Origin of the sequence: Pseudomonas sp. NPDC089534 (assembly GCF_044749305.1) — a bacterium.
In the GTDB taxonomy this organism is placed as follows: Bacteria; Pseudomonadota; Gammaproteobacteria; order Pseudomonadales; family Pseudomonadaceae; genus Aquipseudomonas; species Aquipseudomonas ekonensis.
This window is the reverse complement of record NZ_JBIVHR010000003.1, coordinates 46,544-69,340: the sequence shown is the minus strand read 5'-3', so window position 1 is coordinate 69,340 and position 22,797 is coordinate 46,544. Positions and strand designations below refer to the sequence as shown.

The 22,797-nt window shown below is 65.5% G+C and carries 23 protein-coding genes; 11 read left to right on the top strand and 12 right to left on the bottom strand.

Annotated elements, in window-relative coordinates; translation table 11 throughout:
• Positions 1–24: 24 nt before the first annotated feature.
• A complete protein-coding gene (locus ACIP0B_RS01715; RefSeq protein WP_400829289.1) occupies positions 25–909 on the bottom strand; it encodes a LysR family transcriptional regulator in 885 nt (294 codons plus the stop codon).
• Between the two features lie 133 nt (positions 910–1,042).
• Here ACIP0B_RS01715 and ACIP0B_RS01710 point away from each other — a divergent pair, with 133 nt between their 5' ends.
• Positions 1,043–2,689, top strand: coding sequence for a GMC family oxidoreductase (locus tag ACIP0B_RS01710; protein ID WP_400829287.1), 1,647 nt, complete (start codon positions 1,043–1,045; stop codon positions 2,687–2,689).
• Between the two features lie 127 nt (positions 2,690–2,816).
• A complete protein-coding gene (locus ACIP0B_RS01705; protein WP_400829285.1) occupies positions 2,817–4,439 on the top strand; it encodes an MFS transporter in 1,623 nt (540 codons plus the stop codon).
• Between the two features lie 272 nt (positions 4,440–4,711).
• Here the strand turns inward: ACIP0B_RS01705 and ACIP0B_RS01700 are convergent, their stop codons facing one another.
• From ACIP0B_RS01700 to ACIP0B_RS01675, 6 genes are all read right to left on the bottom strand, one after another.
• Entirely contained in the window at positions 4,712–5,170 is a 459-nt protein-coding gene (locus ACIP0B_RS01700) for an REP-associated tyrosine transposase (RefSeq protein ID WP_400829283.1), read from the bottom strand.
• A 382-nt stretch (positions 5,171–5,552) separates the two neighbouring features.
• A complete protein-coding gene (locus ACIP0B_RS01695) occupies positions 5,553–5,921 on the bottom strand; it encodes a DUF427 domain-containing protein (protein WP_400829281.1) in 369 nt (122 codons plus the stop codon).
• 202 nt (positions 5,922–6,123) lie between these two features.
• Positions 6,124–7,530 (bottom strand): serralysin family metalloprotease, encoded by a 1,407-nt coding sequence (locus tag ACIP0B_RS01690; protein ID WP_400829279.1) that lies wholly within the window; start codon positions 7,528–7,530, stop codon positions 6,124–6,126.
• A 198-nt stretch (positions 7,531–7,728) separates the two neighbouring features.
• Positions 7,729–8,490, bottom strand: coding sequence for a hypothetical protein (locus ACIP0B_RS01685; RefSeq protein WP_400829277.1), 762 nt, complete (start codon positions 8,488–8,490; stop codon positions 7,729–7,731).
• A gap of 24 nt (positions 8,491–8,514) precedes the next feature.
• Positions 8,515–9,999 carry an alkaline phosphatase D family protein gene (locus ACIP0B_RS01680; RefSeq protein WP_400829275.1) on the bottom strand — a complete coding sequence of 495 codons (1,485 nt, stop codon included), beginning with the start codon at positions 9,997–9,999 and terminating at the stop codon, positions 8,515–8,517.
• An 8-nt stretch (positions 10,000–10,007) separates the two neighbouring features.
• Entirely contained in the window at positions 10,008–10,874 is an 867-nt protein-coding gene (locus tag ACIP0B_RS01675) for a lipase family protein (protein WP_400829273.1), read from the bottom strand.
• A 311-nt stretch (positions 10,875–11,185) separates the two neighbouring features.
• On the opposite strand from ACIP0B_RS01675, the gene ACIP0B_RS01670 reads away from it, so the two are divergent.
• Both ACIP0B_RS01670 and ACIP0B_RS01665 read left to right on the top strand, forming a co-directional pair.
• A complete protein-coding gene (locus ACIP0B_RS01670; RefSeq protein ID WP_400829271.1) occupies positions 11,186–13,132 on the top strand; it encodes a DNA topoisomerase III in 1,947 nt (648 codons plus the stop codon).
• A gap of 44 nt (positions 13,133–13,176) precedes the next feature.
• Positions 13,177–13,680, top strand: a complete 504-nt coding sequence (locus tag ACIP0B_RS01665; protein ID WP_400829269.1) for a GNAT family N-acetyltransferase — start codon at positions 13,177–13,179, stop codon at positions 13,678–13,680.
• A 13-nt stretch (positions 13,681–13,693) separates the two neighbouring features.
• Here ACIP0B_RS01665 and ACIP0B_RS01660 read toward each other — a convergent pair whose 3' ends face one another.
• Positions 13,694–14,065 carry a hypothetical protein gene (locus ACIP0B_RS01660; protein WP_085580026.1) on the bottom strand — a complete coding sequence of 124 codons (372 nt, stop codon included), beginning with the start codon at positions 14,063–14,065 and terminating at the stop codon, positions 13,694–13,696.
• 127 nt (positions 14,066–14,192) lie between these two features.
• Here ACIP0B_RS01660 and ACIP0B_RS01655 point away from each other — a divergent pair, with 127 nt between their 5' ends.
• Positions 14,193–14,522, top strand: coding sequence for a hypothetical protein (locus ACIP0B_RS01655; RefSeq protein WP_400829267.1), 330 nt, complete (start codon positions 14,193–14,195; stop codon positions 14,520–14,522).
• Positions 14,523–14,555: 33 nt separating this feature from the next.
• Here ACIP0B_RS01655 and ACIP0B_RS01650 read toward each other — a convergent pair whose 3' ends face one another.
• Both ACIP0B_RS01650 and cynR read right to left on the bottom strand, forming a co-directional pair.
• On the bottom strand, positions 14,556–15,617 hold the full coding sequence (locus ACIP0B_RS01650; protein ID WP_400829266.1) for a hypothetical protein: 1,062 nt from the start codon (positions 15,615–15,617) through the stop codon (positions 14,556–14,558).
• A gap of 46 nt (positions 15,618–15,663) precedes the next feature.
• Positions 15,664–16,545 (bottom strand): transcriptional regulator CynR, encoded by an 882-nt coding sequence (gene cynR / locus ACIP0B_RS01645; protein WP_400829264.1) that lies wholly within the window; start codon positions 16,543–16,545, stop codon positions 15,664–15,666.
• 118 nt (positions 16,546–16,663) lie between these two features.
• Here cynR and cynS point away from each other — a divergent pair, with 118 nt between their 5' ends.
• From cynS to ACIP0B_RS01625, 4 genes are all read left to right on the top strand, one after another.
• Complete coding sequence (cynS, locus tag ACIP0B_RS01640; RefSeq protein ID WP_400829262.1) at positions 16,664–17,131, top strand: cyanase; 468 nt, start codon at positions 16,664–16,666, stop codon at positions 17,129–17,131.
• An 84-nt stretch (positions 17,132–17,215) separates the two neighbouring features.
• On the top strand, positions 17,216–17,452 hold the full coding sequence (locus tag ACIP0B_RS01635; protein ID WP_400829260.1) for a DUF2790 domain-containing protein: 237 nt from the start codon (positions 17,216–17,218) through the stop codon (positions 17,450–17,452).
• Between the two features lie 12 nt (positions 17,453–17,464).
• A complete protein-coding gene (locus tag ACIP0B_RS01630; protein WP_400829258.1) occupies positions 17,465–18,124 on the top strand; it encodes a carbonic anhydrase in 660 nt (219 codons plus the stop codon).
• Between the two features lie 171 nt (positions 18,125–18,295).
• The gene (locus tag ACIP0B_RS01625) at positions 18,296–19,072 is read left to right on the top strand and encodes an alpha/beta fold hydrolase (protein ID WP_400829256.1); all 777 of its coding nucleotides are present in this window, start codon (positions 18,296–18,298) and stop codon (positions 19,070–19,072) included.
• Positions 19,073–19,120: 48 nt separating this feature from the next.
• On the opposite strand, the gene ACIP0B_RS01620 is transcribed toward ACIP0B_RS01625, so the two are convergent.
• Both ACIP0B_RS01620 and glsB read right to left on the bottom strand, forming a co-directional pair.
• Entirely contained in the window at positions 19,121–20,623 is a 1,503-nt protein-coding gene (locus ACIP0B_RS01620; protein ID WP_400829254.1) for an aldehyde dehydrogenase family protein, read from the bottom strand.
• Positions 20,624–20,809: 186 nt separating this feature from the next.
• A complete protein-coding gene (gene glsB, locus ACIP0B_RS01615) occupies positions 20,810–21,718 on the bottom strand; it encodes a glutaminase B (protein WP_400829252.1) in 909 nt (302 codons plus the stop codon).
• Between the two features lie 304 nt (positions 21,719–22,022).
• Between glsB and ACIP0B_RS01610 the strand changes: the two genes are divergently transcribed.
• The gene (locus tag ACIP0B_RS01610; protein ID WP_085580010.1) at positions 22,023–22,220 is read left to right on the top strand and encodes a hypothetical protein; all 198 of its coding nucleotides are present in this window, start codon (positions 22,023–22,025) and stop codon (positions 22,218–22,220) included.
• 59 nt (positions 22,221–22,279) lie between these two features.
• Positions 22,280–22,795 (top strand): DoxX family protein, encoded by a 516-nt coding sequence (locus tag ACIP0B_RS01605; RefSeq protein WP_400829250.1) that lies wholly within the window; start codon positions 22,280–22,282, stop codon positions 22,793–22,795.
• The last annotated feature ends 2 nt before the right edge of the window (positions 22,796–22,797 follow it).

Genomic DNA, 22,797 nt, shown 5'->3' with positions numbered 1-22,797 from the left:
AGACCTGCAATGTTCTGTGTCTATTCAGCCCTGCAACAACCCCCGCTCCGCCTCGCACAGGCTCACCACGTAATCCCAGACCACCCTTAGCCGCACCGACTTGTGCAGCTCTCGCCGCGTGCTGATCCAGTAGCTGCGCTCAATGCTTTCGTCCGGCAGCAGCGGCACCAGCTCCGGGTCGGACGCGGCCATGTAGCACGGCAGCACGGCGATCCCCAGCCCCGAGCGCGCCGCCTGCTGCTGGGCGATCACGCTGGTGCTGTGGAACACCACACGGGGGTTGCGGCAGAAGCTGTTGAGGAACATCAGTTCCTGGCTGAACAGCAAATCGCCGACGTAGCCGATCCACGCGTGGCGGCCGAGGTCTTCGCGGCTGCGCAGCGGCGGTGCGCCGTCGAGGTAGGCGCGGCTGGCGTAGAGCGCGAGGCGGTAGTCGGTGAGTTTGCGGGTGACGAGCATGTCGGCCGCCGGGCGTTCCAGGTGGATGCTGATTTCCGCCTCGCGGTTGAGGATGCTGACGAAGCGCGGCACGGCCACCAGTTCCACCTCCAGCCCCGGATACCGCTCGAACAGCCCGCCCATGCGGCTGGCCAGGAACATGATGCCCAGGCCCTCGGTGACGCCGACGCGGATCTTGCCCAGCGGCGCGGTGGATTGGGTGATTTCTTCCTGGGCCAGCAGCGCGACGTTTTCCATGGCCTCGGCGTGCTTGAGCAGCGCCTCCCCCGCCGGAGTCATTTCGTAGCCCTGGGCGTGCTGGACGAACAGCGCGGTGCCCAGGCTCTTCTCGATGGCCTCGATGTGCCGGGCGACGGTGGCGTGGGTGGTGTTGAGCCGGCGGGCGGCGGTGAGCAGGCGGCCGCTGCGTTGCAGCTCCAGAAAGAAGCGCAGGTCATTCCAGTCGAACATCGCTTGTCCTTGTTGGCTACGCGGGAGGGGCGCTGTTTGAAAACGCACAGCGGCTGCGCAAAAACTAACATTCTTTTGACGAAAGCTAACAACTAGGATGATCGACAACAAAAACAAGAAGCGAGGTCAGGGAATGCAGACTTCCCTTGATGAGTACGACTACATCGTGGTCGGCGCCGGTCCTGCCGGCTGCCTGCTGGCCAATCGGCTGTCGGCCGATGCCCGGCACCGCGTCCTGCTGCTGGAGGCCGGCGGGCGCGACAACTATCCCTGGATCCACATCCCCGTGGGTTACCTGTTCTGCATCGGCAACCCGCGCACCGACTGGTGCTTCAAGACCGAGGCGCAACCCGGCCTCAACGGCCGCGCGCTGAGCTACCCGCGCGGCAAGGTGCTGGGCGGCTGTTCCTCGATCAACGGCATGATCTACATGCGCGGCCAGGCCGGCGACTACGACGGCTGGGCCGCCGAGGGCAACCCGGGCTGGGCCTGGCGCGACGTGCTGCCGCTGTTCAAGCAGAGCGAAAACCACTTTGTCGGCGCCGCCGAGTTCCATGGCGACCAGGGCGAATGGCGGGTGGAGCAGCAGCGCCTGTCGTGGCCGATCCTGGACGCGTTCCGCGAGGCGGCCGAGCAAAGCGGCATTGCCCGCACCGACGACTTCAACCAGGGCGACAACGAGGGCTGCGGCTATTTCCAGGTCAACCAGAAGGCCGGGGTGCGCTGGAATGCGGCCAAGGCGTTTCTGAAGCCGATCCGGGACCGAGCCAACCTGACGGTGCTGACCGGGGTCGAGGTGGACCGGGTGCTGTTCGAGGGCGGCCGGGCGAATAAGGTCAGCGCACGCTGGCAAGGCCAGGCGAAGGCGTTCAAGGCGCGCAAGGAGATCGTGCTGTGCGCCGGCGCCGTGGGGTCGCCGAACATTCTGCAGCGTTCCGGGATCGGCCCGCGGGCGTTGCTGGAGCGCCTCGGCATCGGCGTCGCCCATGAGCTGCCGGGCGTGGGCGGCAATCTGCAGGATCACCTGCAACTGCGGTTGATCTACAAGCTGGAGAACGCCCGCACCCTCAACCAGATCGCCGCCAGCCCATGGGGCAAGCTGGGCATGGGCCTGCGCTACCTGTATGACCGCAGCGGGCCGCTGTCGATGGCGCCGAGCCAGTTGGGCGCGTTCGCCCGCTCGGGGCCGGAGCAGACCTCGGCCAACCTTCAATACCACGTGCAGCCGCTGTCGCTGGAGCGCTTCGGCGAACCGCTGCACCCCTTCCCCGCCTTCACCGCCTCGGTGTGCGACCTGCGTCCGCAGAGCCGTGGCCGGGTGGAGATCCGCTCGGCGGATCCGCAGGTGGCGCCGCTGATCGAGCCCGGTTACCTCAGCCATCCCGAAGACCTGCGCGTGGCCGCCGACGCGATCCGCCTGACCCGGCGCATCGTCAGCGCCCCGGCCCTGCGCGCGTTCAACCCGGTGGAGTACCTGCCCGGCGCCGGCCTGCAGACGGAAGAGGAGTTGCACGAGGCGGCCGCGAAGATCGGCACGACGATTTTCCATCCGGTGGGCACCTGCCGCATGGGCCACGGTGCGGACGCGGTGGTGGACGCGCAGTTGCGCGTGCACGGCGTGCCGGGCCTGCGCATCGCCGATGCGTCGATCATGCCGCGCATCACCTCGGGCAACACCTGTTCGCCTACGCTGATGATTGCCGAGAAGGCGGCGCAGCTGATCCTTTCACCGACCGTCGCCCCAGATCTTGTGGGAGCCAGCCTGCTGGCGATCTCCTGAAATACCGCTATCGCCAGCAGGCTGGCTCCCACAGGGGACGCTGCACCCGCTTCACAGACATCGCGCTTCATCCGGACACGCAATACCAGTGGAAACAACAAAAACAATCACTGTGAGGGATACCGATATGTCAGAACACGTTCAGCCGCTGGACGCCGTGGGCGCCACGGAGACCACCCCCGATACCCGCAAGGTCATCTTCGCCTCGTCCCTGGGGACGGTGTTCGAGTGGTATGACTTCTTCCTCTACGGCGCCCTGGCGGCGGTGATCAGCAAGCAGTTCTTCGCCGGGGTCAACGAGACCACGGCGTTCATCTTCGCGCTGATGGCGTTCGCCGCAGGCTTCATCGTGCGGCCGTTCGGAGCGCTGGTGTTCGGTCGGCTGGGGGACATGATCGGGCGCAAGTACACCTTCCTGGCGACGATCATCCTGATGGGCGTGGCGACGTTCGCCGTGGGCCTGCTGCCGACCTACGCCAGCATCGGCATCGCTGCGCCGATCATCCTGGTGGTGCTGCGCATGCTCCAGGGCCTGGCCCTGGGCGGCGAGTACGGCGGCGCCGCGACCTACGTGGCGGAGCACGCCCCCATCGGCAAGCGCGGGTTCCACACCAGTTGGATTCAGTCCACCGCCACCCTCGGCCTGCTGCTGTCGCTGCTGGTGGTGCTCGGCTGCCGCTACTTCACCGGCGATCAGTTCGAGGTGTGGGGCTGGCGCATTCCGTTCCTGCTGTCGATCGTGCTGCTGGGCATTTCCACCTGGATCCGCCTGAGCCTGCACGAGTCGCCCGCGTACCTGAAGATGAAAGAGGAAGGCAAGACCTGCAAGGCGCCGATCCGCGAGTCGTTCGGCAAGTGGGAAAACCTCAAGGTGGTGCTGACCGCCCTGTTCAGCATCAACGCCGGGCAGGCGGTGACCTTCTACGCGGCACAGTTCTACGTGCTGTTCTTCCTCACCCAGTTCCTGAAGATGGACGCGGCGGTGGCCAACAGCCTGCTGATCGTCAGCGTGGTGATCGGCGCGCCGTTCTTCATCCTCTTCGGCTGGCTGTCGGACAAGGTCGGGCGCAAACCGGTGCTGATGATCGGCCTGCTGCTGGCCACGGCGCTGTACTTCCCGATCTTCAAGTCCCTGGCCCACTACGCCAACCCGGCCATCGACCAGGCCAGCCGCCAGGCGCCGATCACCGTGTCCGCCGACCCGGCCACCTGCACCTTCCAGTTCGATCCGGTGGGCAAGGCCAAATTCGACAGCCCGTGCGACAAGGTCAAGACCTTCCTGGTCAAGCAGGGCCTGCCCTACAACAGCGAAGCCCTGCCGGCCGGCAGCGGCGTGCAGGTCAGCGTCGGCGACGTCAAGCTCGACGGCTTCGACGAAGCCGCCCTGCGCGGCGCCGTGACCCTGGCCGGCTACCCGCAGCAGGCCGACATGCAGCAGATCAACAAACCGATGATCGTCGCCCTGATCGTGGCGCTGATCATCATCTCGGCCATGTGCTACGGCCCCCTGGCGGCGCTGATGGTCGAGCTGTTCCCGACCCGCATCCGCTACACCTCGATGTCGTTGCCCTACCACATCGGCAACGGCTGGTTCGGCGGCTTCCTGCCGACCGTGTCGTTTGCGCTGGTGGTGTACACCGGGGACATCTTCTACGGCTTGTGGTATCCGGTGCTGATCACCGGGGTGAGCCTGGTGGTGGGGATGCTGTGCCTGCGGGAGACCAAGAACATTGACTTGAACAAGAACTGAGCATCACCTGAAACCCGCTTGTGGTGAGGGACTGGCCACGATTTGCGGTGGGCTCGCTCCCGCTCGATTTGTGGTGAAGGATCTGCCCCCCTCAATGTGTGGTGAAGGATCTGCCCCCTCTATCTTGTGGCGAGGGAGCTTGCTCCCGCTCGGCGGCGCAGCCGTCGCAAAACCTGAGACCGCGGTGTGCCTGGCAGACGGAGGGGGCTGCTACGCACCCCAGCGGGAGCAAGCTCCCTCGCCACAGTCGCAACCTGTATCGGTGTCGGGGCTCACAGCCAGCAGGCATCCCACAGCGGGTAGTCTCCGATCCTGTCAACCAAGCCTGCCCGCAAAGGATTGGCCACGATGTATCGGGCAAATGGCTGAAGCTCTTGTCCATCGCGGATGGCACGGTCGTGATAACCGCTTTGCCAGAACGCCCCGCGCTCCTGCAATGCACGGTTGATCGTGAGCGTGCTACGGGATTTGACCTGCTGCATGACGCGCTCCACCCTGCCGTGCTCCAGTTGGAACAGCCAGTGAAAATGATCGGGCATGACGCCCCAGGCCATCGAATTGACCGCACCGTGATCATGGCATCGGCGAAGCTCGGCCACCAACAGCCGTCCCAACCGCCAATCCTCGAAGATCCTTCGCCGCCGATAGACGGCAGCCGTGACGAGATAGGCGCGTCCGTTTTCGGAGCACCGGCCTTGGCGCAGTCGGTGTGAGTTGGGGCGTACAGGCATCGCTTTGCGTTCCTTGGGATGAGTGTCCCAATCAGGCTAGCGCCCGGTTTCACGAGCCGGATCTGAGTCAACCGTAGGAACTTTCCGATTCAATCTCTGTGATGAGAGCGCTGCCCTCCTCAATTTGTGGTGAGGGAGCTGCTTCCCCTCAATTTGTGGCGAGGGAACTGCTTCCCCTCGATCTGTGGCGAGGGAGCTTGCTCCCGCTCGGCGGCGCAGCCGTCGCAAAATCTGAGACTGCGGTGTGTCTGGCAGATGGCGGGGGGGCTGCTGCGCAGCCCAGCGGGAGCGAGCTCCCTCGCCACAAGAGCGGATCGGTGTCAGGGCTCACAGCCAGCAGGCGTCCCACCACAGGCAGTCACCGATTCTTTCCTTGGCAACATCAAAGGTCGGCGGCGATCACCTCGAACTTCACCTGATCGGGATAGAACGCCACATAGTCGCGGATCGCCGCCACCGACACCTTGGGGTGCTCGTAGGTCCACACCGCATTGGCGCCTTCATGGCCGGGCACCTGCAGGCTGAAGTAGTTGGCGTCGCCCTTGTACGGGCAGTAGCTGGTGTGGTCGGTGCGGGCGAAGTATTTCTCGTCGATGTCTTCGCGGGGGACGTAGTACACCGGCGGGTAATTGGCTTCGTTGAGGATCAGCACGTGGGAGGATGCGGCCACCTGGATGCCGTGGAATTTCACCAGCAGGCAACCGGAAAGCTCTTCGAGGGAGATGACGGGGCTGGGGCCTGGACGTTTCATCGGTCTCTCCTGGGTCGTGAGGCAAGCAAGCTTGCCCGTGGCGAGGGAGCTTGCTCCCGCCGGGTTGCGAAGCAACCCCTAACCTGCAATCGCGATACATCAGGTATATCGCATCTGCGGGCTGCACGACGGCTGCGCCGCCGAGCGGGAGCGAGCTCCCTCGCCACAGGAAGCCCGATTGCCAGACTTGGGAGGGCTCAGGTCACGCGACGATGTCGCTTGCCGCCGCCTGCCCCACCACGCCCACGGCGAAGTCCACCGAACCCTGGCCGGTCAGGTCGATCATCAGGCTGGTCTGGTTGGTCTGCGCGAAGTAGGTGAGGATCGCATCGCCGGCATGGCCGGTGAAGCCGCTCACGAAGTTCAGCGTGGCCGCGCCGGAGGCGAAGCCGGCGATGCCCGACAGGTCGATCTTGTCCAGGCCGCTGGTGAAATCCATGATCCAGTCCGGCGCGGTCATGGTCGAGTCGCTGGCCGCGCCGAACACGAAGGTGTCGGCCCCTTCCCCGCCCCACAGCGTGTCGCCGCCGCCGGCGCCGTAGATCAGGTCGTTGCCGGCGCCGCCCACCAGTTCGTTGGCCGCCGCGTTGCCGATCAGCAGGTCGTTGCCCGAGCCGCCGATGGCGTTTTCCAGGGTCACGCCATAGGCGATGGACACGTTGCCCACCAGGCCGCCGACGTCGGAGAACGAACCTTCATTGAGGTTGATCTTCTGGTTGTGGCTGAAGCCGGAGAAGTCCAGGGTGTCGTTGCCGCCGCCGTCCCACACCGAGAACACCACTTTGGAGCTGTTGGAGGTGGCGCTGTAGAAGTCGCGCTCGGCGTTGGAGTTGAAGCCGTAGACGGTATCGTCGGCACGGGTCTGCAGGTTGGCGCCGTAGAGCTTCTGCACCGCCACGATGTCGTCCAGCAACGGCGCCGAAGCATAGGCGCCGCTGCCGTCCTTGCTGAAGTTCTGGGCGGTGTTGCTTTCGCTCCAGTAGCTCATGAGGCTGTAGCCGCGGGTGTCTTCGGCGTACTTGGCGTCGCCGTAGGTCGGGTTGCCGTTGCCGGCGTTGTAGGCGCCGGGGTGCGACAGGCCGAGGGTGTGGCCGATTTCGTGGGTCAGGGTCTGGCGCCCGTAGTTGTTGGTGCCCGGGGTCTTGTTGACCTGATACTGGTCGTTGATCAGGTACCAGGACTGGCCGTCGTAGCTGCTGCCCTGTGGCAGGTAGGCGAACGCCGCGCCGCCGGTGCTGACGTCGTAGTTGCCGAACGTCATGTGGCCGTCGCCGCCGTTGCCTTCGGTGAAGGTGACGTTGGCCACGTCGGCCCAGGATTGCATGGCGAGCACGGCCTGGGCTTTCTGCAGGGCGCTGAACTCGCCGAAGTTGCCCAGTTTCGGGTTGTAGTTGGCAGGCTTGTCGGTCAGGAAGGTGTAGCTGAGGTCGATCTTGCCGTCGCCGTTCTTGTCCTGCCAGGACATGCCCTTGCGCAGGATCTCGGCGGCGGCCTGGTCGGCGGTGAACGACGGTTTGCCGTTGACCTGACCGTCGCCGCGGTCGTACAGGTGGCGGAAGGTGTCGATTTCGGTAAAGGCGTTGCTGGCCTGGGAAGAGGCTTGAGGCATGGTGTACGTCCTTGTTTCAAAATGGTCGGTGTCCGACAGACCACGGCGATCTCCGGCGAGACCGTCCTGTCACTCGCCCCTGCCGTCGCGAAACGGCAGGCGCGGTGAACCTGACACAGCCCGAAACAGGGCGCCAATCAATTTCTCGATAGTCCTGCCCGCGTCCCCGCTCTTCCCTTCACCTCAGTTGCCGTCGTCTCACTTGCCATCGTGGATGTTGTAGTCGTGCGGCGCGGTGTACCGGCCCTTGGGCGGCGCAACATTGTTCTTGGTGAAGTATTCGTACCAGTACATCGCCGTCGCCCAGATCGCCTCGGGGCTGGAGGCGCGCGACTCAAGACCGGGCGTAAGGTCCAGGCCGGTGGCCGCGTACAGGGTCTCCAGCATGCAGGCCGACGGCAGCCCGATGCCGTCGTGAATCGGGTTGGGCGTGCGCGCCACGCCCCAGGAGAACGCCAGCCAACGCACGACGTGCTCCAGCGCATCGACATAGGCCCGGCCCTTCTCGAACAGCTCGCGCTTGCTCAGCACGTCATCCTGCGAGCGTGGCCAGGCGATCACGGCGATGTTTTTCCAGCGGCCCTCGTCCTCCAGCAGTTGCACCGGGGACTCCACCACACCGTTGCGCTCGGTGGCGAACACACCGCCTTCGGGCTGGAACAACGGCACGTGCAGAATCGTCGAGTGCGCCACGCCCTTGGACGACAGCTTCAGGAAGGCCGATGTCGACCAGTAGGACGGCAGCAGGTCAAAGCGCAGGTGCGACTGGCCGGTGCGCAAGCGCCAGGCCATCGTGTCGTTGGCGCCGGCCAGCAGCACATAGGACTGGTCGGGATTCTTCTTGTCCGCCAGCTCGCCGACGGCGCGCTCCAGCCAGCCGACGTTGTCTTCCTTGGTCTTGCGCTTGAGGGTGCTGATCTGCGGGTTGGGCCGCGCGACCTCTGTGAATTTGACGGGCATGTCGGTTCTCCATGAACAGTGGCGTCAGGCATTGAGCAATGTGAAAGGGCCGGCGGACGACTCCGGTGTGGGTGGTGCGGTGATCGGGTAGTAGGTGACCTTCAGTTCCACGCCGAACCCCGAGCGGGCAAATTCCACCAGCGCGACATGGTTGCCCCGCCAGCCTTGCGGCCGCACAGGCTCGACCGAACGGAACGCCTTGCCGCCGAAAAAGGCCGGCGCGTCTTCGGGGTCGGCATGCAGCGGCCATTGCTGGCGGTTGCCGATCACCCCCCGCAGAACGTTGCCCGCCTTCTTCAACTGATCCACCACCGGTGTCGGCACCAGGCTGGTGGGCGAGCAGATCACCTCGGTCAGGCAGGTGCGCGAGGTCTTCGTGTTGCTGGCCTGCATCACCCGGCTCCAGTGCACGTCGCCGGTGAGGAACACCACCTGGATGCCGTGCTGTCCCAACAGGTCCAAGGTGTCGATGATCATCCGGTACTGGGTTTCGTAGTTGGCCAGCTCGGCATCGCCGATCTCGTCCAGGAACGCGGCCGAGGCCGACAGCGTTTGTCCGGAAGCCAGCACGCCGATTCTCGGCTGACCCTTTTGCTGCGAATTGATCAAGCCATTCGCCCACGACTTGAAGTCGGCCTCGGCCTGCGCCGGCATCAAGCCCTGGGGATGCTTGAAATCGGCCAGGCGCTGGCTGCGCATGTCGAGAAACAGCATGGACAGCGGTTCGATGTCCAGGCGGAAGCTGGTTTTCGCCGCCGGGTCGGTGCCGCCTTGTTGATAGTCGGCATAAAGGTCCCGGGCCGCTTCGGCCCAGAGGTTGACGGCACCCGACGGTGTCGGCGCGGTCTGTGTGCCGTCCTTCCAGAACTGGCTCCACGGATAGTTGTTCCAGAACTCATGGTCATCGGGCAGACAATAGGCCGGCGCCTTGCTCAGCCCCTGCTGCAGGCCGACCCCGCCGGTCATTTCCGACAGCCAGTTGCGCCGGTACTTGTCCGATAAGGCCTGGCGCAGGGCATCCTCCGTCTGCGGCAGGTGTTCCCAGGCAGGGGCGTCGAGGTAGACCTGGTCGCCGGCAAACAGCGCCATGTCCGGCTTGACCTTCAGGCCTTGAATGAAGCGGCCGACGTCCACCCCGTCGGTCACCGAGCAGTAGCACGAGGCGAGCAGAATCTTGAAACTGCCTTTGAGCCTTTCAGGGACGCTGGCGGGCAGTGACGTCACCCGTAAGAAGTACGGTTCGAGACCGCCGCCGGCGCTGATCCGGATGCGATGCTCCTGACTGAAGCCCCGTGCCTGGAAGGTGAAGACGGCCTGGTAATTGGAATGGGGCCTGCCGGCCTCCCGGTCGCGGATCGGTGAGAACACACCCGCGACCTTCGGTACGAACGGCACCGAGTCGATGGAAAAGTCCACGGTCGTCGGTGCGTTGGCGACCCCGAACACGCCCACCCACAATTTGATTTCATTGAGGGCGCCCAGCAGGGGACGAGCCATCAGATAGGCCATTGCAGCTCCTAAGGCCAAAAGGCACGGATGTAGTTGTGCGGGGCGTGATCGGCCAGTCGGCGCAGGGCCGCATTGCCGAACGGATCACGCAGGAATATCGCCGGGTACTGCGCGCTGGCGATCTTGCGGTCCTCACGCAGTTCGTCGTAGGTCGGTGCATCGAGTCGCTGGCCGTGACGGTCGATGTGAATGGCCGCCGCCACGTGCGCGTAATCGAAAAAATGGCCTGGAAGGGTCGGCACCCCGTCGCAGCAATTGACCACGCGGATGATCCGCAGCGATGCCCGGGACTCCAGGGCATCGGCAAAGCGCTCGTCGCCGACCATGGGGCAGCCGATGGTCGTCAGGCTGTCGGCATTCGCCCGGTGCGCCAGCAAGGTGGCCAAGGCACCGCCCAGGCTGTGGCCGCAGATCAGCAGACGGGGACGCGGCGCCGCCAGCGATTGCAGCCAGGCGTTCACCTGCGGCCACAACGCCCTGGCGCCCCGCAGGAAACCTTGATGGACACGGCCGTCTCCGATCAGGGGGCATTCGACGAGCCTGATCTGGGCATTGGTCAGGAAGTCCTGGAGGTGATCGATCTGCGTGCCGCGAAAGGCCAGCACCGCCAGTCCGGCGCCATCGACCGTGGCAAAACCGTAACTGTCGGTCGGCAGGTCGAAAAACAGCGTGGCCGCCTTGAAACCCGCCGACACCAAAGTGCTGTCGAGCGCTCCCCTGAGAACGTCGCTGTCTTCGGCACGCACATAGGCCAGCCGGGACATTTCCATCGCCAGGGCCGTTTCGTCGGGCCATGGCGCGCCCGACAGCAAGGAATGTTCGCGCTCAGGATAAAGCAACGTCGCGTTGCTCGGGTCGTAGGCCAACTGCGTCATGCAAATGCCCTCTCGATGCCACTCGCCGAAGTGACCGGACACCGTCGAGAAACGAAGTGTCCGTCGCCTGACTCATTCGGAGTCTCGTCTCGAGAATTCGCCGCAGCACACAGCCATCGAACGAAACGAACGCCACCGAAAACGCCGCTGGCGATCTGATAGCCCAGTTAAGCAAAGACCGGCAGGAACGCAAGGGCCGCCGAAACCTTCGGTAACGCCGAAACTGTACATCCATACAGATAAAAGTTGCCCATCCGCGCAACTCCAGCCATCCTGTGCGCCTCTTCGGACTTTGATCGACGACGGTGTCCATGCGGCTGTACCTCTGCGAAAAACCTTCCCAGGCGAAAGACATCGCCGCCGTGCTGGGCGCCAAGCGCCGGGGCGACGGCTGCTGGCTGGGAACGGACGTCACGGTGACCTGGTGCATCGGCCACCTGCTGGAGACCGCGCCGCCGGACGCCTACGACGCCCGCTACAAGCGCTGGGTGCTGGCGGACCTGCCGATCATCCCCGACCGCTGGAAAATGACCGTCAAGCCGCGCACCGCCAGCCAGTACAAGGCAGTGAAGCGCCTGCTCGGCGAGGCCAGCGAACTGGTCATCGCCACCGACGCCGACCGCGAGGGCGAAATGATCGCCCGCGAACTGGTGGAGCATTGCCGCTATCGCGGGCCGATCCGCCGCCTGTGGCTGTCGGCCCTGGACGAAGCCTCGATCCGCAAGGCCCTGGCCGCCCTCAAGCCGGGGGCCGAGACCTTCAGCCTCTACCACTCGGCGCTGGGCCGCTCGCGGGCCGACTGGCTGATCGGCATGAACATGAGCCGTCTGTTCACCCTGCTCGGCCGCCAATCGGGCTATCAGGGCGTGTTGCCGGTGGGCCGGGTGCAGACGCCGACCCTGCGCCTGGTGGTGGACCGCGACCGCAGCATCGCGGACTTCGTGCCGGTGCCCTACTGGGCCATCGACGTGCAGTTGCTGCACGGTGGCCTGCCGTTCACCGCCCAATGGCGCGCACCGTCCGATGCCTGCGACGACCAGGACCGCTGCCTGAACCAGGCGCTGGCGCAGCAGGCGGCCGACGCGATCCGCAGCGCCGCCAGCGCCCGGGTGGTGAAGCTGCGCACCGAACGCCTGCGGGAAGTGGCGCCCCTGCCCTTCGACCTGGGCACCTTGCAGGAAGTCTGCTCGAAGAAGCTCGGCCTCGGCGCCCAGGAGACCCTCGACGTCGCCCAGGCCCTCTACGAAACCTACAAGGTCATCACCTACCCGCGCAGCGACTGCGGCTACCTGCCCCTGAGCCAGCACGCCGAGGCACCGGGGATCCTGGCGGCGCTGCGTCAGGCCGACCCGAGCCTTGAAGCCCTGCACGGCCACCTGCAGCCGCAACGCCGCTCCCGCGCCTGGAACGACGCCAAGGTCAGCGCCCACCACGGCATCATCCCCACCGCCGCGGCGAAACACCTCGAACGGCTCACCGGCAAGCACCGCGCGGTGTACACCCTGATCCGCGCCCGGTATCTGGCGCAGTTCCTGCCCGACCACGAATACGACCGCACCCAGGCGGATTTCGATTGCGCCGGCCAGGCCTTGCGCGCCGTCGGCAAACAGATCGTCGAACCCGGCTGGAAACGCGCCCTGCCCGAAGCGTTGGCGGCAGCCAAAGGGCGCGAGGCACCGGCACCGCAGACCTTGCCGGCGCTGCGCCAGGGCGACGACTGCACGGTGGCGGACGTGAAGCTCAAGGACCTGTGGACCCAGCCGCCCAAGCCCTACACCGAAGGCGACCTGATCAAGGCCATGAAGAACGTCGCCAAACTGGTGGAGGACCCGCTGCTCAAGCAGAAACTCAAGGACACCACCGGCATCGGCACCGAAGCCACCCGCGCCTCGATCATCCAGGGCCTGCTGGATCGCGGTTACCTGGTGAAGAACGGCAAGGCGCTGTCGGCGACACCGGCGGCGTTCAGCCTGATCGACGCCGTGCCGCGGGCCATCGCCGACCCCGGCACCACGGCGATCTGGGAACAGGCGCTGGACATGGTGCAGAGCGGCGAGATGAGCCTGGAAACGTTCGTCACCAAACAGGCGGCCTGGATGAGCAAGCAGGTCACCCGCTGCGCCGGCCTGAACCTGACCATCAGCGGCCCGCCGCCGACCGGCAAGGCCGCCGCGCCATGGAAGAAAAAACGCAAGAGCACCGGACGCAAAACCACCGGCGCCGGTAGACGCACCGCAAAAGCCGCCGCCAAACCGTAAACCGCGCACTAGAGTTCCTGTAGCGATTGTCAGGAACCCGCACCATGCCCAGCATCGAACTGCACGCCGCCCACCGCGACGACCACGACACCCTCGACAGCCTGATGCAGTTCTACCTGTACGACTTCAGCGAATGGTTGCCGCTGAAACTCGCCGAACATGGTTTCTTCCCCCTCGGGCCGACACTCGAGTACTGGCGCCACCCGGCCACCCGGGCCTTCCTGATCCGGGCGGACAACGAACTGGCGGGCTTCGTCAGCGCGGACGGCAACACGCACCTCAAAGGCGCCGAGCACAACCTCGGCTATCTCTTCGTCAGCCGGCGCTGGCGTGGCCGAGGCGTCGCGCAGTTTGTCGTCTCTGACCTCTTGAGCCGCATCCCCGGCCAATGGCAGATTTTCCACATCGACGCCAACCGCCCGGCGCAGCGGTTCTGGGCCGGGGCCATCCCGGCGCTGAGCGGCGGCGCGTTCACCTGCGAACGACGCGTGATAGACGGCTACCCCTGCACGGTCTACGGCTTCCAAAGCCCCGCCCCCATGGCCTGAGCGCCCCTTTTCCTCATTCCAAAACGACTTTGTCCGACAATATGTAGTGACCAAAAATAATCACTACAAAACCGTTGACGACGTCGTTCGGCTTTTGCATGATGCAGACGTCTCCCCGATCGGGAGCACTGGCAACACGCTTGAGCAAGCTCGTCTGACCGCCGAGTTGTTTTTTCCGGATACACGCTGCCCACAAGGCAGATTGAAGAAGCTGACCTGGCCTGAACGTCCAGTACAAGGACGGGAAACGCTGGCGAAAATTCTCAAGTCGCTTGTGGCGAACCCTGAAAAAGTCGTCAAGGAGCCTCCCGGTTTTCGCTGTTTCTCTTCGTTGTGACGCTATTGCGTAGCAGTTATTCAACACGACTACATGCAACAGACGCATGACCCCGTACTTATCACGGGCGACCGCTGACGTCCTGGTTTCGGTGCCAGGGATCAACTAACCGATGGGCTACCTGTATTAGCGAATCAACTTTGCAAGATCACCAAACTGGTCAAGGGGCATGAACATGAATCTGAACAATCAACCTACCATCGAAGAATTGGCTCGTCTTTTCGCAGCGAAGAAAGACACCCACGACAGCCATATCCTGTGGATCAGCAAGTCGGGGCAGGTACAGATCGACTGCCTGTCGCCCCACGCCGGTGAAGAAGAGTTCGACAAGAACAACCAGAACCTGCTGGCCCGCCTGAAGATGTACCGCCGCGGCCAGGGTTATGTCGGCAAGAAGGCCGCCGCCGACAAGGACTTCATCGGCAACGTCCTGCAGACGCTGAAACAGGCGTGGGACTCGATGCAGAACCAGACTGAAGCCCGGGTCATCGACCGGCTCTCCTGACCGGCAAGGCCTGACATGAAAAACCGCTCCCCTTCAAGGGAGCGGTTTTTTTTCGGGCGCCGGCAAGCGCACCTCGGACAGCGGCGCCGGCAGGACCACCGGCACCTGCGGGCCGACCGTGGTCTGCACCACCCGGATCATCGAGCGCACATCCTGCCCGACCAGCAGCCTCGGTTCGCGGGGATCGTTGCCGAAGAAATTTTCCCAATGGCCGATCAGCACCATCCGCGGCCGGTGCCGCTCCAGCACGCGCTGCGGGTAGTGGCGTACCTGTTTCCACGAGGAGGCGCAGAGTATTTCGACATCGACGCCCTTGCCGTCGGCCAGCGCCGGCATGTAGCCGAGCGGGGGCGTGGCCGCCGAATCCTGATAGTGAATGCGATAGACCGGGTGCTTTCCGGCGTCGTCCATCAGGTCGATGACCCAGGCCAGGCTCTGGCCGGGCTTCCACCGCCACAGCGAAAGCTCGGGTTTCGTCAGGTCGGTGTCATAGTCGCCGGGCACCAGGTTCAGGCCGGCGACATGGCCGGCGTGCTCGCTCTGGATCGGCATCACCCGGATGCGGCCGCTGGGGGACAGGAACCATTGCCCCTCTTTCATCAGCGGGCCGGGCTCGCCGAAGTCCTTCAGTTTCGCCATGTCGTCTTGAACATCGACAACGGGAAACCGCTTCAACTCGTCAAAACCCTGGAGGATATGCTTGACCGTCTCCGAGCCGTAGACCGTCGCCTGGGGCGTGTACTTGCGGACGATGATCGGCACGTCCAGCAAATGGTCGTAATGGCCATGCCCCACCAGCAGCATCCGCACATCAGCGGCGTCGGGCACGTCACGCATGGCGTCATCGATCTTGCGCTCGTTGGCCAGCACCAGCGGCGAAGGCACGCCGCGCAGGCCGAACAGGCTGGGGTTGCTGAACGACGGCGCCAGCATCAGGCCCTCGCCCTTCCAGTGCAGCAGCCACCCGCCGACACCGAGGAACTGGATCTTCGGCCCGGCAAGGTGGTGTTTGTCCGAGACCAGAAGGCCCTGGTCCAACGGATCCCGGGTGCAGCCCGTCAACACCATCAGCACGATCAGCAGAATCACCGGCATCGCTGCATTCCTCCGTGAGGCTGTCCAAAGCCTAGCGGAGGAAGGCTCAGGCGTCAGGTGTTCCCAGCAGCAGGTTCATGAACGCCACCGACGCGGCGCTGTGGTAGTTGTTGCGGCGGCGCAGCACCGCCGCCCCGCGCTGCGGCGCATCACCTTCGGCCCGCAGCCTGTGCAACCCTCGGTCCAGGGTCGCGATGGCCTCGGGCAACATGGTCGCCGTCGGCGTGTGACGGACCACCTCCAGCAAGGTGCTCACCGAATTGACCTCGATCTGCACCCTGGGCGTGATGCCGTGCCGACGGAAGTATTCGTCGATCGACTGGCGCGTGATGAAGTCCGGCGCCAGCAGGGCGAACTCCAATTGCGCCACTTCGTCGGGGCTCAGCGGCGCATCGTGCCCGTACAGCGGATGGCCGCGCCCGACCATGATCCCCAACGTCTCGACGAATGCGGGAATGCACTCGATGTCGGGGTGGCGCGCCGGCGCGAAGGCGATTGCGATGTCCAGCGAGTCGTCCGCCAGGCCCGCCTCGATGTCGTCCATCGACAGCTCGAAGATCTCCAGGTGAATGCCGGGAAACCGCGCCAGGTAATCCCGTACCAGCGGCCCCACCAGGTACGCCATGAAGGTGGGGGTCATGGCCAGGCGAAGCGTGCCGCGGGTCAGGTCCTTCACGTCGTGCAGCGCCCGCTTGCCCGCCTCCAGTTCCACCAGCACGCGCCGCGCGCATTCGATGTAGGCCAGGCCGGCGTCGGTGGGGCGGACCGTGCGCGAGGTGCGGTCGAACAGCATCACGCCGAGGCTGTCCTCCAGTTGGCGGATCTGTTGCGACAGGGTCGGCTGCGACACGTGCAGCGCCTCCGCCGCACGGGTGAAACCGCCGTGGTCGGCCACGGCCAGCAGGTAACGCAGATGTCGCAGCAGCATGGGCACACCATCTATAGGCAGGACTTATGTGCAGCATTGTATATCGGTCTTGGACGCTATGGATCGATCGGCGCAAGATCGCTTCCACACCCAAGCCAACCCCGAAAGGAGTGACACCATGCAACAGTCCCACGCCTACAACGACACCAGCCTGGCCCTCACCACCCGCGTCCTGGACGCCAAGGCCCGCAAAGACCTGTCGTGGCAGGATCTGGCCGACGACACCGGCCTGAGCCTGGCCTACGTCACCGCCGCCCTGCTCGGCCAGCACCCGCTGCCGGCGGCCGCCGCGCAGACCGTCGGCGACAAGCTGGAACTGGACGCCGCCGACGTCGCCGCCCTGCAGATCATCCCGCTGCGCGGCAGCCTGAGCGGCGTGCCGACCGACCCGACCATCTACCGCTTCTACGAGATGATCCAGATCTACGGCACCACCCTCAAAGCCCTGGTCCACGAGCAGTTCGGCGACGGCATCATCAGCGCGATCAACTTCAAGCTCGACATCAAGAAAGTCGAAGACCCTGAAGGCGGCTCCCGCGCCGTGGTCACCCTCGACGGCAAGTTCCTGCCGCTGCGTCCGTTCTGATCCACCCGGCCCGCACCCGGCGTGCGGGCCTTCCCCCACATCTGATAGCCGACACCGTCACACCACTTGTCTGGAGGCTGCCCCATGCAAAAGATTCCGTTGCTCCTCGCCCTGCTCGCCGGCCTTGCCGCCCAGGCCCAGGCCGATGAAGAAGCCGTCGCCTACCGCTACGGCATGGCGCTGGACATCGCCCAGGTCGTGAGCGTCACCCCGGTCGCGGACATCTGCGGCGTGGTGCCCGTCGAGATGACCTACCTCGATTCCAACGGCGAGAAACACATCCTTCAATACAGCGAATTCGGCACCGGCTGCTCCAACTGAGAGGACGACACCATGAAAAACCTGATCGAAGGCTTCCTGAAATTCCAGAGCGAAGCGTTTCCGCAACGCACCGAACTGTTCAAGCACCTGGCCACCACCCAACAGCCCGGCACGCTGTTCATCACCTGCTCCGACAGCCGCGTGGTGCCGGAACTGCTGACCCAGCAAGAGCCCGGCGAGCTGTTCGTGATCCGCAACGCCGGCAACATCGTGCCCTCCTACAGCCCGCATCCGGGCGGGGTATCGGCGACGGTGGAGTATGCGGTGGCCGTGCTCGGCGTCACCGACATCGTCATCTGCGGCCACTCCGACTGCGGCGCGATGACCGCCATCGCCCAATGCAAATGCATGGACCACCTGCCCGCCGTCAGCGGCTGGCTGCAGCACGCCGAGTCGGCGAAGGTGGTCAACGAGTCCCGGCCCCATGCCGATGACGCGGCGAAGCTGAGTTCGATGGTGCGGGAAAACGTGATCGCGCAACTGGCGAACATCCAGACCCACCCCAGCGTGCGCCTGGCCCAGGAGAAAGGCCTGCTCAACCTTCACGGCTGGGTCTACGACATCGAAACCGGCTCCGTCGACGCCCTCGGCAGCGACCGCCGCACGTTCGTGTCTCTGGCCGAGCACCCGGCCACCTGCGCGATACCGGCCACGTCCGCCGAAGCCGCCTGAGCCCTACGCCCCGATCCTTTCGGGGCATTCGGTTTGTATCGTTCTGTAGCCTGCGCGGCGCCAGACACAGTTCAAGGCATCCACGGCGGGAGCCCGACACATCGCCGATACAGCCAGCGCCTTCAATAGGCCTGAACGCGATACCCCTCCTCCCGACACAAGGAACACACGATGAACAAGTGGTTTGCAGGACTTGCCCTCACCGCCGCCATGGCCGGCGCCGCCTCGGCCATGGCCGCCGACGCCAAGCCCACCGTCGTGCTGGTGCACGGCGCCTTCGCCGATTCCAGCAGCTGGAACGGCGTGGTGAAGATTCTGGAAAAGGACGGTTACCCGGTGGTGGCCGCCGCCAACCCGCTGCGCTCCGTCAAGGGCGACGCGCAATCGGTGGCCGACGTGCTGGCCGGGATCAAGTCGCCGGTGGTGCTGGTCGGCCACTCCTACGGGGGACCTGTGATCAGCGCGGCGGCCTACGGCAACGCCAACGTCAAGGCCTTGGTCTACGTGGCCGCGTTTGCCCCTGAGGCGGGCGAAACCGTGGCCGGGCTGGCCGGTCGTTTCCCCGGCAGCACCCTCGGCCCGACCCTCGCCCCGCCCGTGGCCTTGAAGGACGGCGGCAAGGATCTGTACATCCGGCAGGACAAGTTCCACGACCAGTTCGCCGCCGACGTGCCGAACGCCGACGCGAAACTGATGGCCGCCACCCAGCGTCCGATCACCGAAGCGGCGCTGAACGAAGCCTCGGGCGAGCCGGCGTGGAAGTCGATCCCGTCGTGGTTCGTGTACGGCGACAAGGACAAGAACATCCCGCCCCAGGCGCTGGCGTTCATGGCCGAACGGGCCCACGCCCGGCAGACCGTGGTGGTCAAGGGCGCGTCCCATGTGGTGATGGTGTCGAATCCGAAAACCGTGGCCAGCCTGATCGAAGCGGCCGCCACCGCGAAGTGAAACGAAAAGGCCGCGCCCGTCATGCCGACGGGCGCGGCCTTTTGCCGTTCAGCGTTTGACGCCCAGGTCGACCTGGGTCATGCGGCTGCGCACGGTGAACACGCCGTCGCCGGGCAGGATCGCGCTGCGGGCGAACAGGCGTCCGCTCTCCCAGTTCGAAAGCCCCAGCTCCGGCTTGTTCAGCGCGTATTGGCCATCGACCCAGCGGGTGATGCCGTTGCCCACGAACGGCGCGTTGACCGCGTTGTAGAACCGCTGCTGTTCAGCGGCGTTCTCACTGATCAGCGACACGGTGAACTGCGGGCTGTAGCGGTTGAACAAGGCAATCGCCCGGTCCAGGCCGTCGACGATCATCAGGCTGGTTTCCGGGGTCTCTTCCCATTCCCACTCGCGGCCCAGTTGCGCCTCGGGCAGCGGCTCGGCCTGGGCCTCGGTCCTGTAGCCTTCGGCGCGGTAGACCTCGACCGTCGCGTTGCGCCACTCGTCCGGCAGGCAACCTTCACTGCCCTCGACGATGTGCAGCTTGCAGCCCTGACCGCGCGCGGCGCCGGCCTGGCGCAGCGCTTCGAGGAACAGCGGCACCAGTTCGGCGGCCCGCTCGCGGTGGATCAGGCAGACGTTGAGGGTGTTGCAGACCTTGCGGTCCAGCGAGTTGCGCACCACCGCCGCGAAACGTTCGGCGTCGGCCTCACGGTCGGCGATCAGCCACGCGCCGCCGGTGCCGTGCAGGCTGACGGCGGTGCCGGCCTGCTGGGCGATGCTGCCCAACTGGCTGACCGCACGGCCCGAGCCTCGGGCCACCGCCAGCGACAGGCGCCGGTCGGCGAACATCGCCCAGCCGGCGGCATGGTTGACGCTCTCCACCAACGACACCGCGCCCGCCGGCAGCCCGGCATCGGCCAGCGCCGGGTTCAGCGCATGGGCGACGATGGCTTGCGCGGTGCCCAACGCATCGCTGCCGATCCGCAGCACGGCGGTGTTGCCGGTGCGCAGCACGCCGGCCGCGTCGGCGAACACGTTCGGGCGGCCTTCGAACACGAACGCCACGATGCCCAGCGGCGACACCACTTGCTCCACTTTCCAGCCGTCGTGCTCGACGCTGCTGATGACCTGGCCACGGGTGGCCGGCGCATCGCGCCAGGCCCGCAGGCCGGCGATCATGTCGCGGCGCATGCGCTCGTCGGCCAGCAGGCGGGTGGTGGAACGGCCGCGGGCCTTGGCCCTTTCGATGTCGGCCAGGTTGGCCGCTTCGATCAGCGCCCAGCACTCGGCGGATTCCAGGCGTTGGGCGAACAGGTCGAAGAAACGGCTGATGGCCTCGTCCGGCACCGAAGACAATGCGCTGAAGGCCGCGGCGGCGCGTTCGATCGCCACCGCCGCCGCTTGCTGGTCGGCCACGGGAATCAGCAGCAGCTCACCGCTGACCTGCTCCACCAGCAGGTGGTCACCGGGTCGGAAACGCTCGGCCAGTTCGGGGCTGACCACGGTGACGCGGTTGCCGGCGAAAGGGATGGGCGTGCCGGCGACGAGACGTTCGAGCGCGAGAGACATGAAGCGGATTCACCATAAGAATGAGCGGGCAAAAAATGTATCGGATTTTGCCCCCTGTGGCGAGGGAGCTTGCTCCCGCTGGGGCGCAGAGCGGCCCCGCTTTTCAGGGGCTGCTGCGCAGCCCAGCGGGACGGTGCGAGGACTCGACAAGCTCCCTCGCCACAGGAATCCTTTGCCCGCAGAAGGTCAGAACACCGACCAGCCGATCCGCGCGCTGAGCATCTCCAGCGCCGCCATGCCCGCCAGCGAGTTGCCCGCCGTGTTGAGCTCGGGCGACCACACGCACACGGTGAACTGCCCCGGCACCACCGCGACGATGCCGCCGCCCACGCCGCTCTTGCCCGGCAGGCCGACGCGGTAGGCGAAGTTGCCGGCCTCGTCGTACAGGCCGCTGGTGGCCATGATCGAGTTGATTTGCTGGGTCTGGCGGCGGGTCAGGACCTGTTCGCCGCTGTGCTTGCAGAAGCCGTCGTTGGCCAGGAAGCAGAACGCGCGGGCCAGGTCGATGCAGCTCATGCGCAGCGCGCAGTGGCTGAAGTAGCTGCGCAGCACGGCCTCGACGTCGTTGTGGAAGTTGCCGAACGACTGCATCAGGTACGCCATCGCCGCGTTGCGGGCGCGGTGCTGGTATTCGGATTCGGCGACCTTGCCGTCCACCATCACCTGCGGGTTGCCCGACAGCCGCCGGACGAAATCGCGCATCGACAGCGCCGGGGCGGCGAAGCGCGACTGGTTGATGTCGCAGATCACCAGCGCCCCGGCGTTGATGAACGGGTTGCGCGGCCGCCCGCGCTCGAACTCCAGCTGCACCAGCGAGTTGAACGGCTGGCCGGAGGGCTCGTGGCCCAGGCGTTCCCAGATCGCCTCGCCGGAATGCTCGATGGCCTGCACCAGGCTGAACACCTTGGAGATGCTCTGCACCGAGAACGGCGTGTCGGCGTCACCGGCGCAGTACATTTCGCCGTCGTTGCCATACACCGCGATGCCCAGTTGATTGGCCGGCACGGTGCCGAGGGCGGGAATGTAGTCAGCCACCTTGCCTTGCCCGATCAGGGGCCGGACAGCGTCAAGGATCTCGTTCAACAGCGCTTGCATGCCGGGTTCCGAAGTCTCGCCCCGTGGGATCGCGGGGACACCGTGGCTAGACGCCGCGGACCGCTGCCGGATCACAGCGCCCAATCAAATCGCTTGTGTGGCGTCCTCACTGACGCCATCGCCAGCACGGTCACGCACACCCAGGTCTGTATCGCAGTGTGTACCGCCTCGCCGCAGACACACGGCACCCACACTTCTGCCCCCCCCGCGACATATCACCGATACACCCCGGCGTTCAAATGAACCTGTCGACCGGCACTGCCGGCCAAGCCATTCAAACCACTCGATACGTCGGAGAACCACCATGACTCAGCTCTCGAAAAAATCCCTCGCCCTCGGCCTGCTGATCGCCTCGGGCCTGGCCCTGTCCAACGCCGCTTCGGCCTCCGAGGCCTTCAGCGTCAAACAACTGGACCATGGCTACAGCCAGGCCAAGGCCGACGCCACGGAAAAATCGTCGGAAGGCAAATGCGGCGAAGGCAAGTGCGGCGCCGGCGAGTGACGCCCGGCACGGGGCACGCCGTTGCCCCGTTTCCCCTGAACACTATGGAGCGTTCGATCATGACCCCCACTCTTTCCTCTGCCGTCAAAGGCCTGCACCTGAACCTCGACCGTGCCGGCCAATGGCTCGCGCCGCTGACGCTGCGGCTGTTCATCGCCTGGGAATTCTTCGAATCGGGCCTGGAGAAGTTCAACGGCCAGAACTGGTTCGAAGACATCCAGGAGCGGTTCCCCTTCCCCTTCGACCATCTGCCGGCGACCCTGAACTGGGAGCTGTCGATGTGGGCCGAACTGATCGGCGCGCTGGCGATCCTGATCGGCCTCGGCACGCGCTTCTCGGCGGTTTCGCTGATCGTGGTGACCGTCGTCGCCACCGCCGCCGTGCACTGGCCGGCGGACTGGTCGTCGCTGAGCGAACTGGCCCAGGGCTACGCGATCACCAACAAGGGTTTCGGCAACTTCAAGCTGCCGGCCATTTACCTGGCGGCGCTGCTGCCGCTGGTGTTCGCCGGGGCCGGCAAGCTCAGCGTGGATGCGTGGCTGGCCAGGGTGTTCTGGCGGCGCCACGCCCGCTGAGG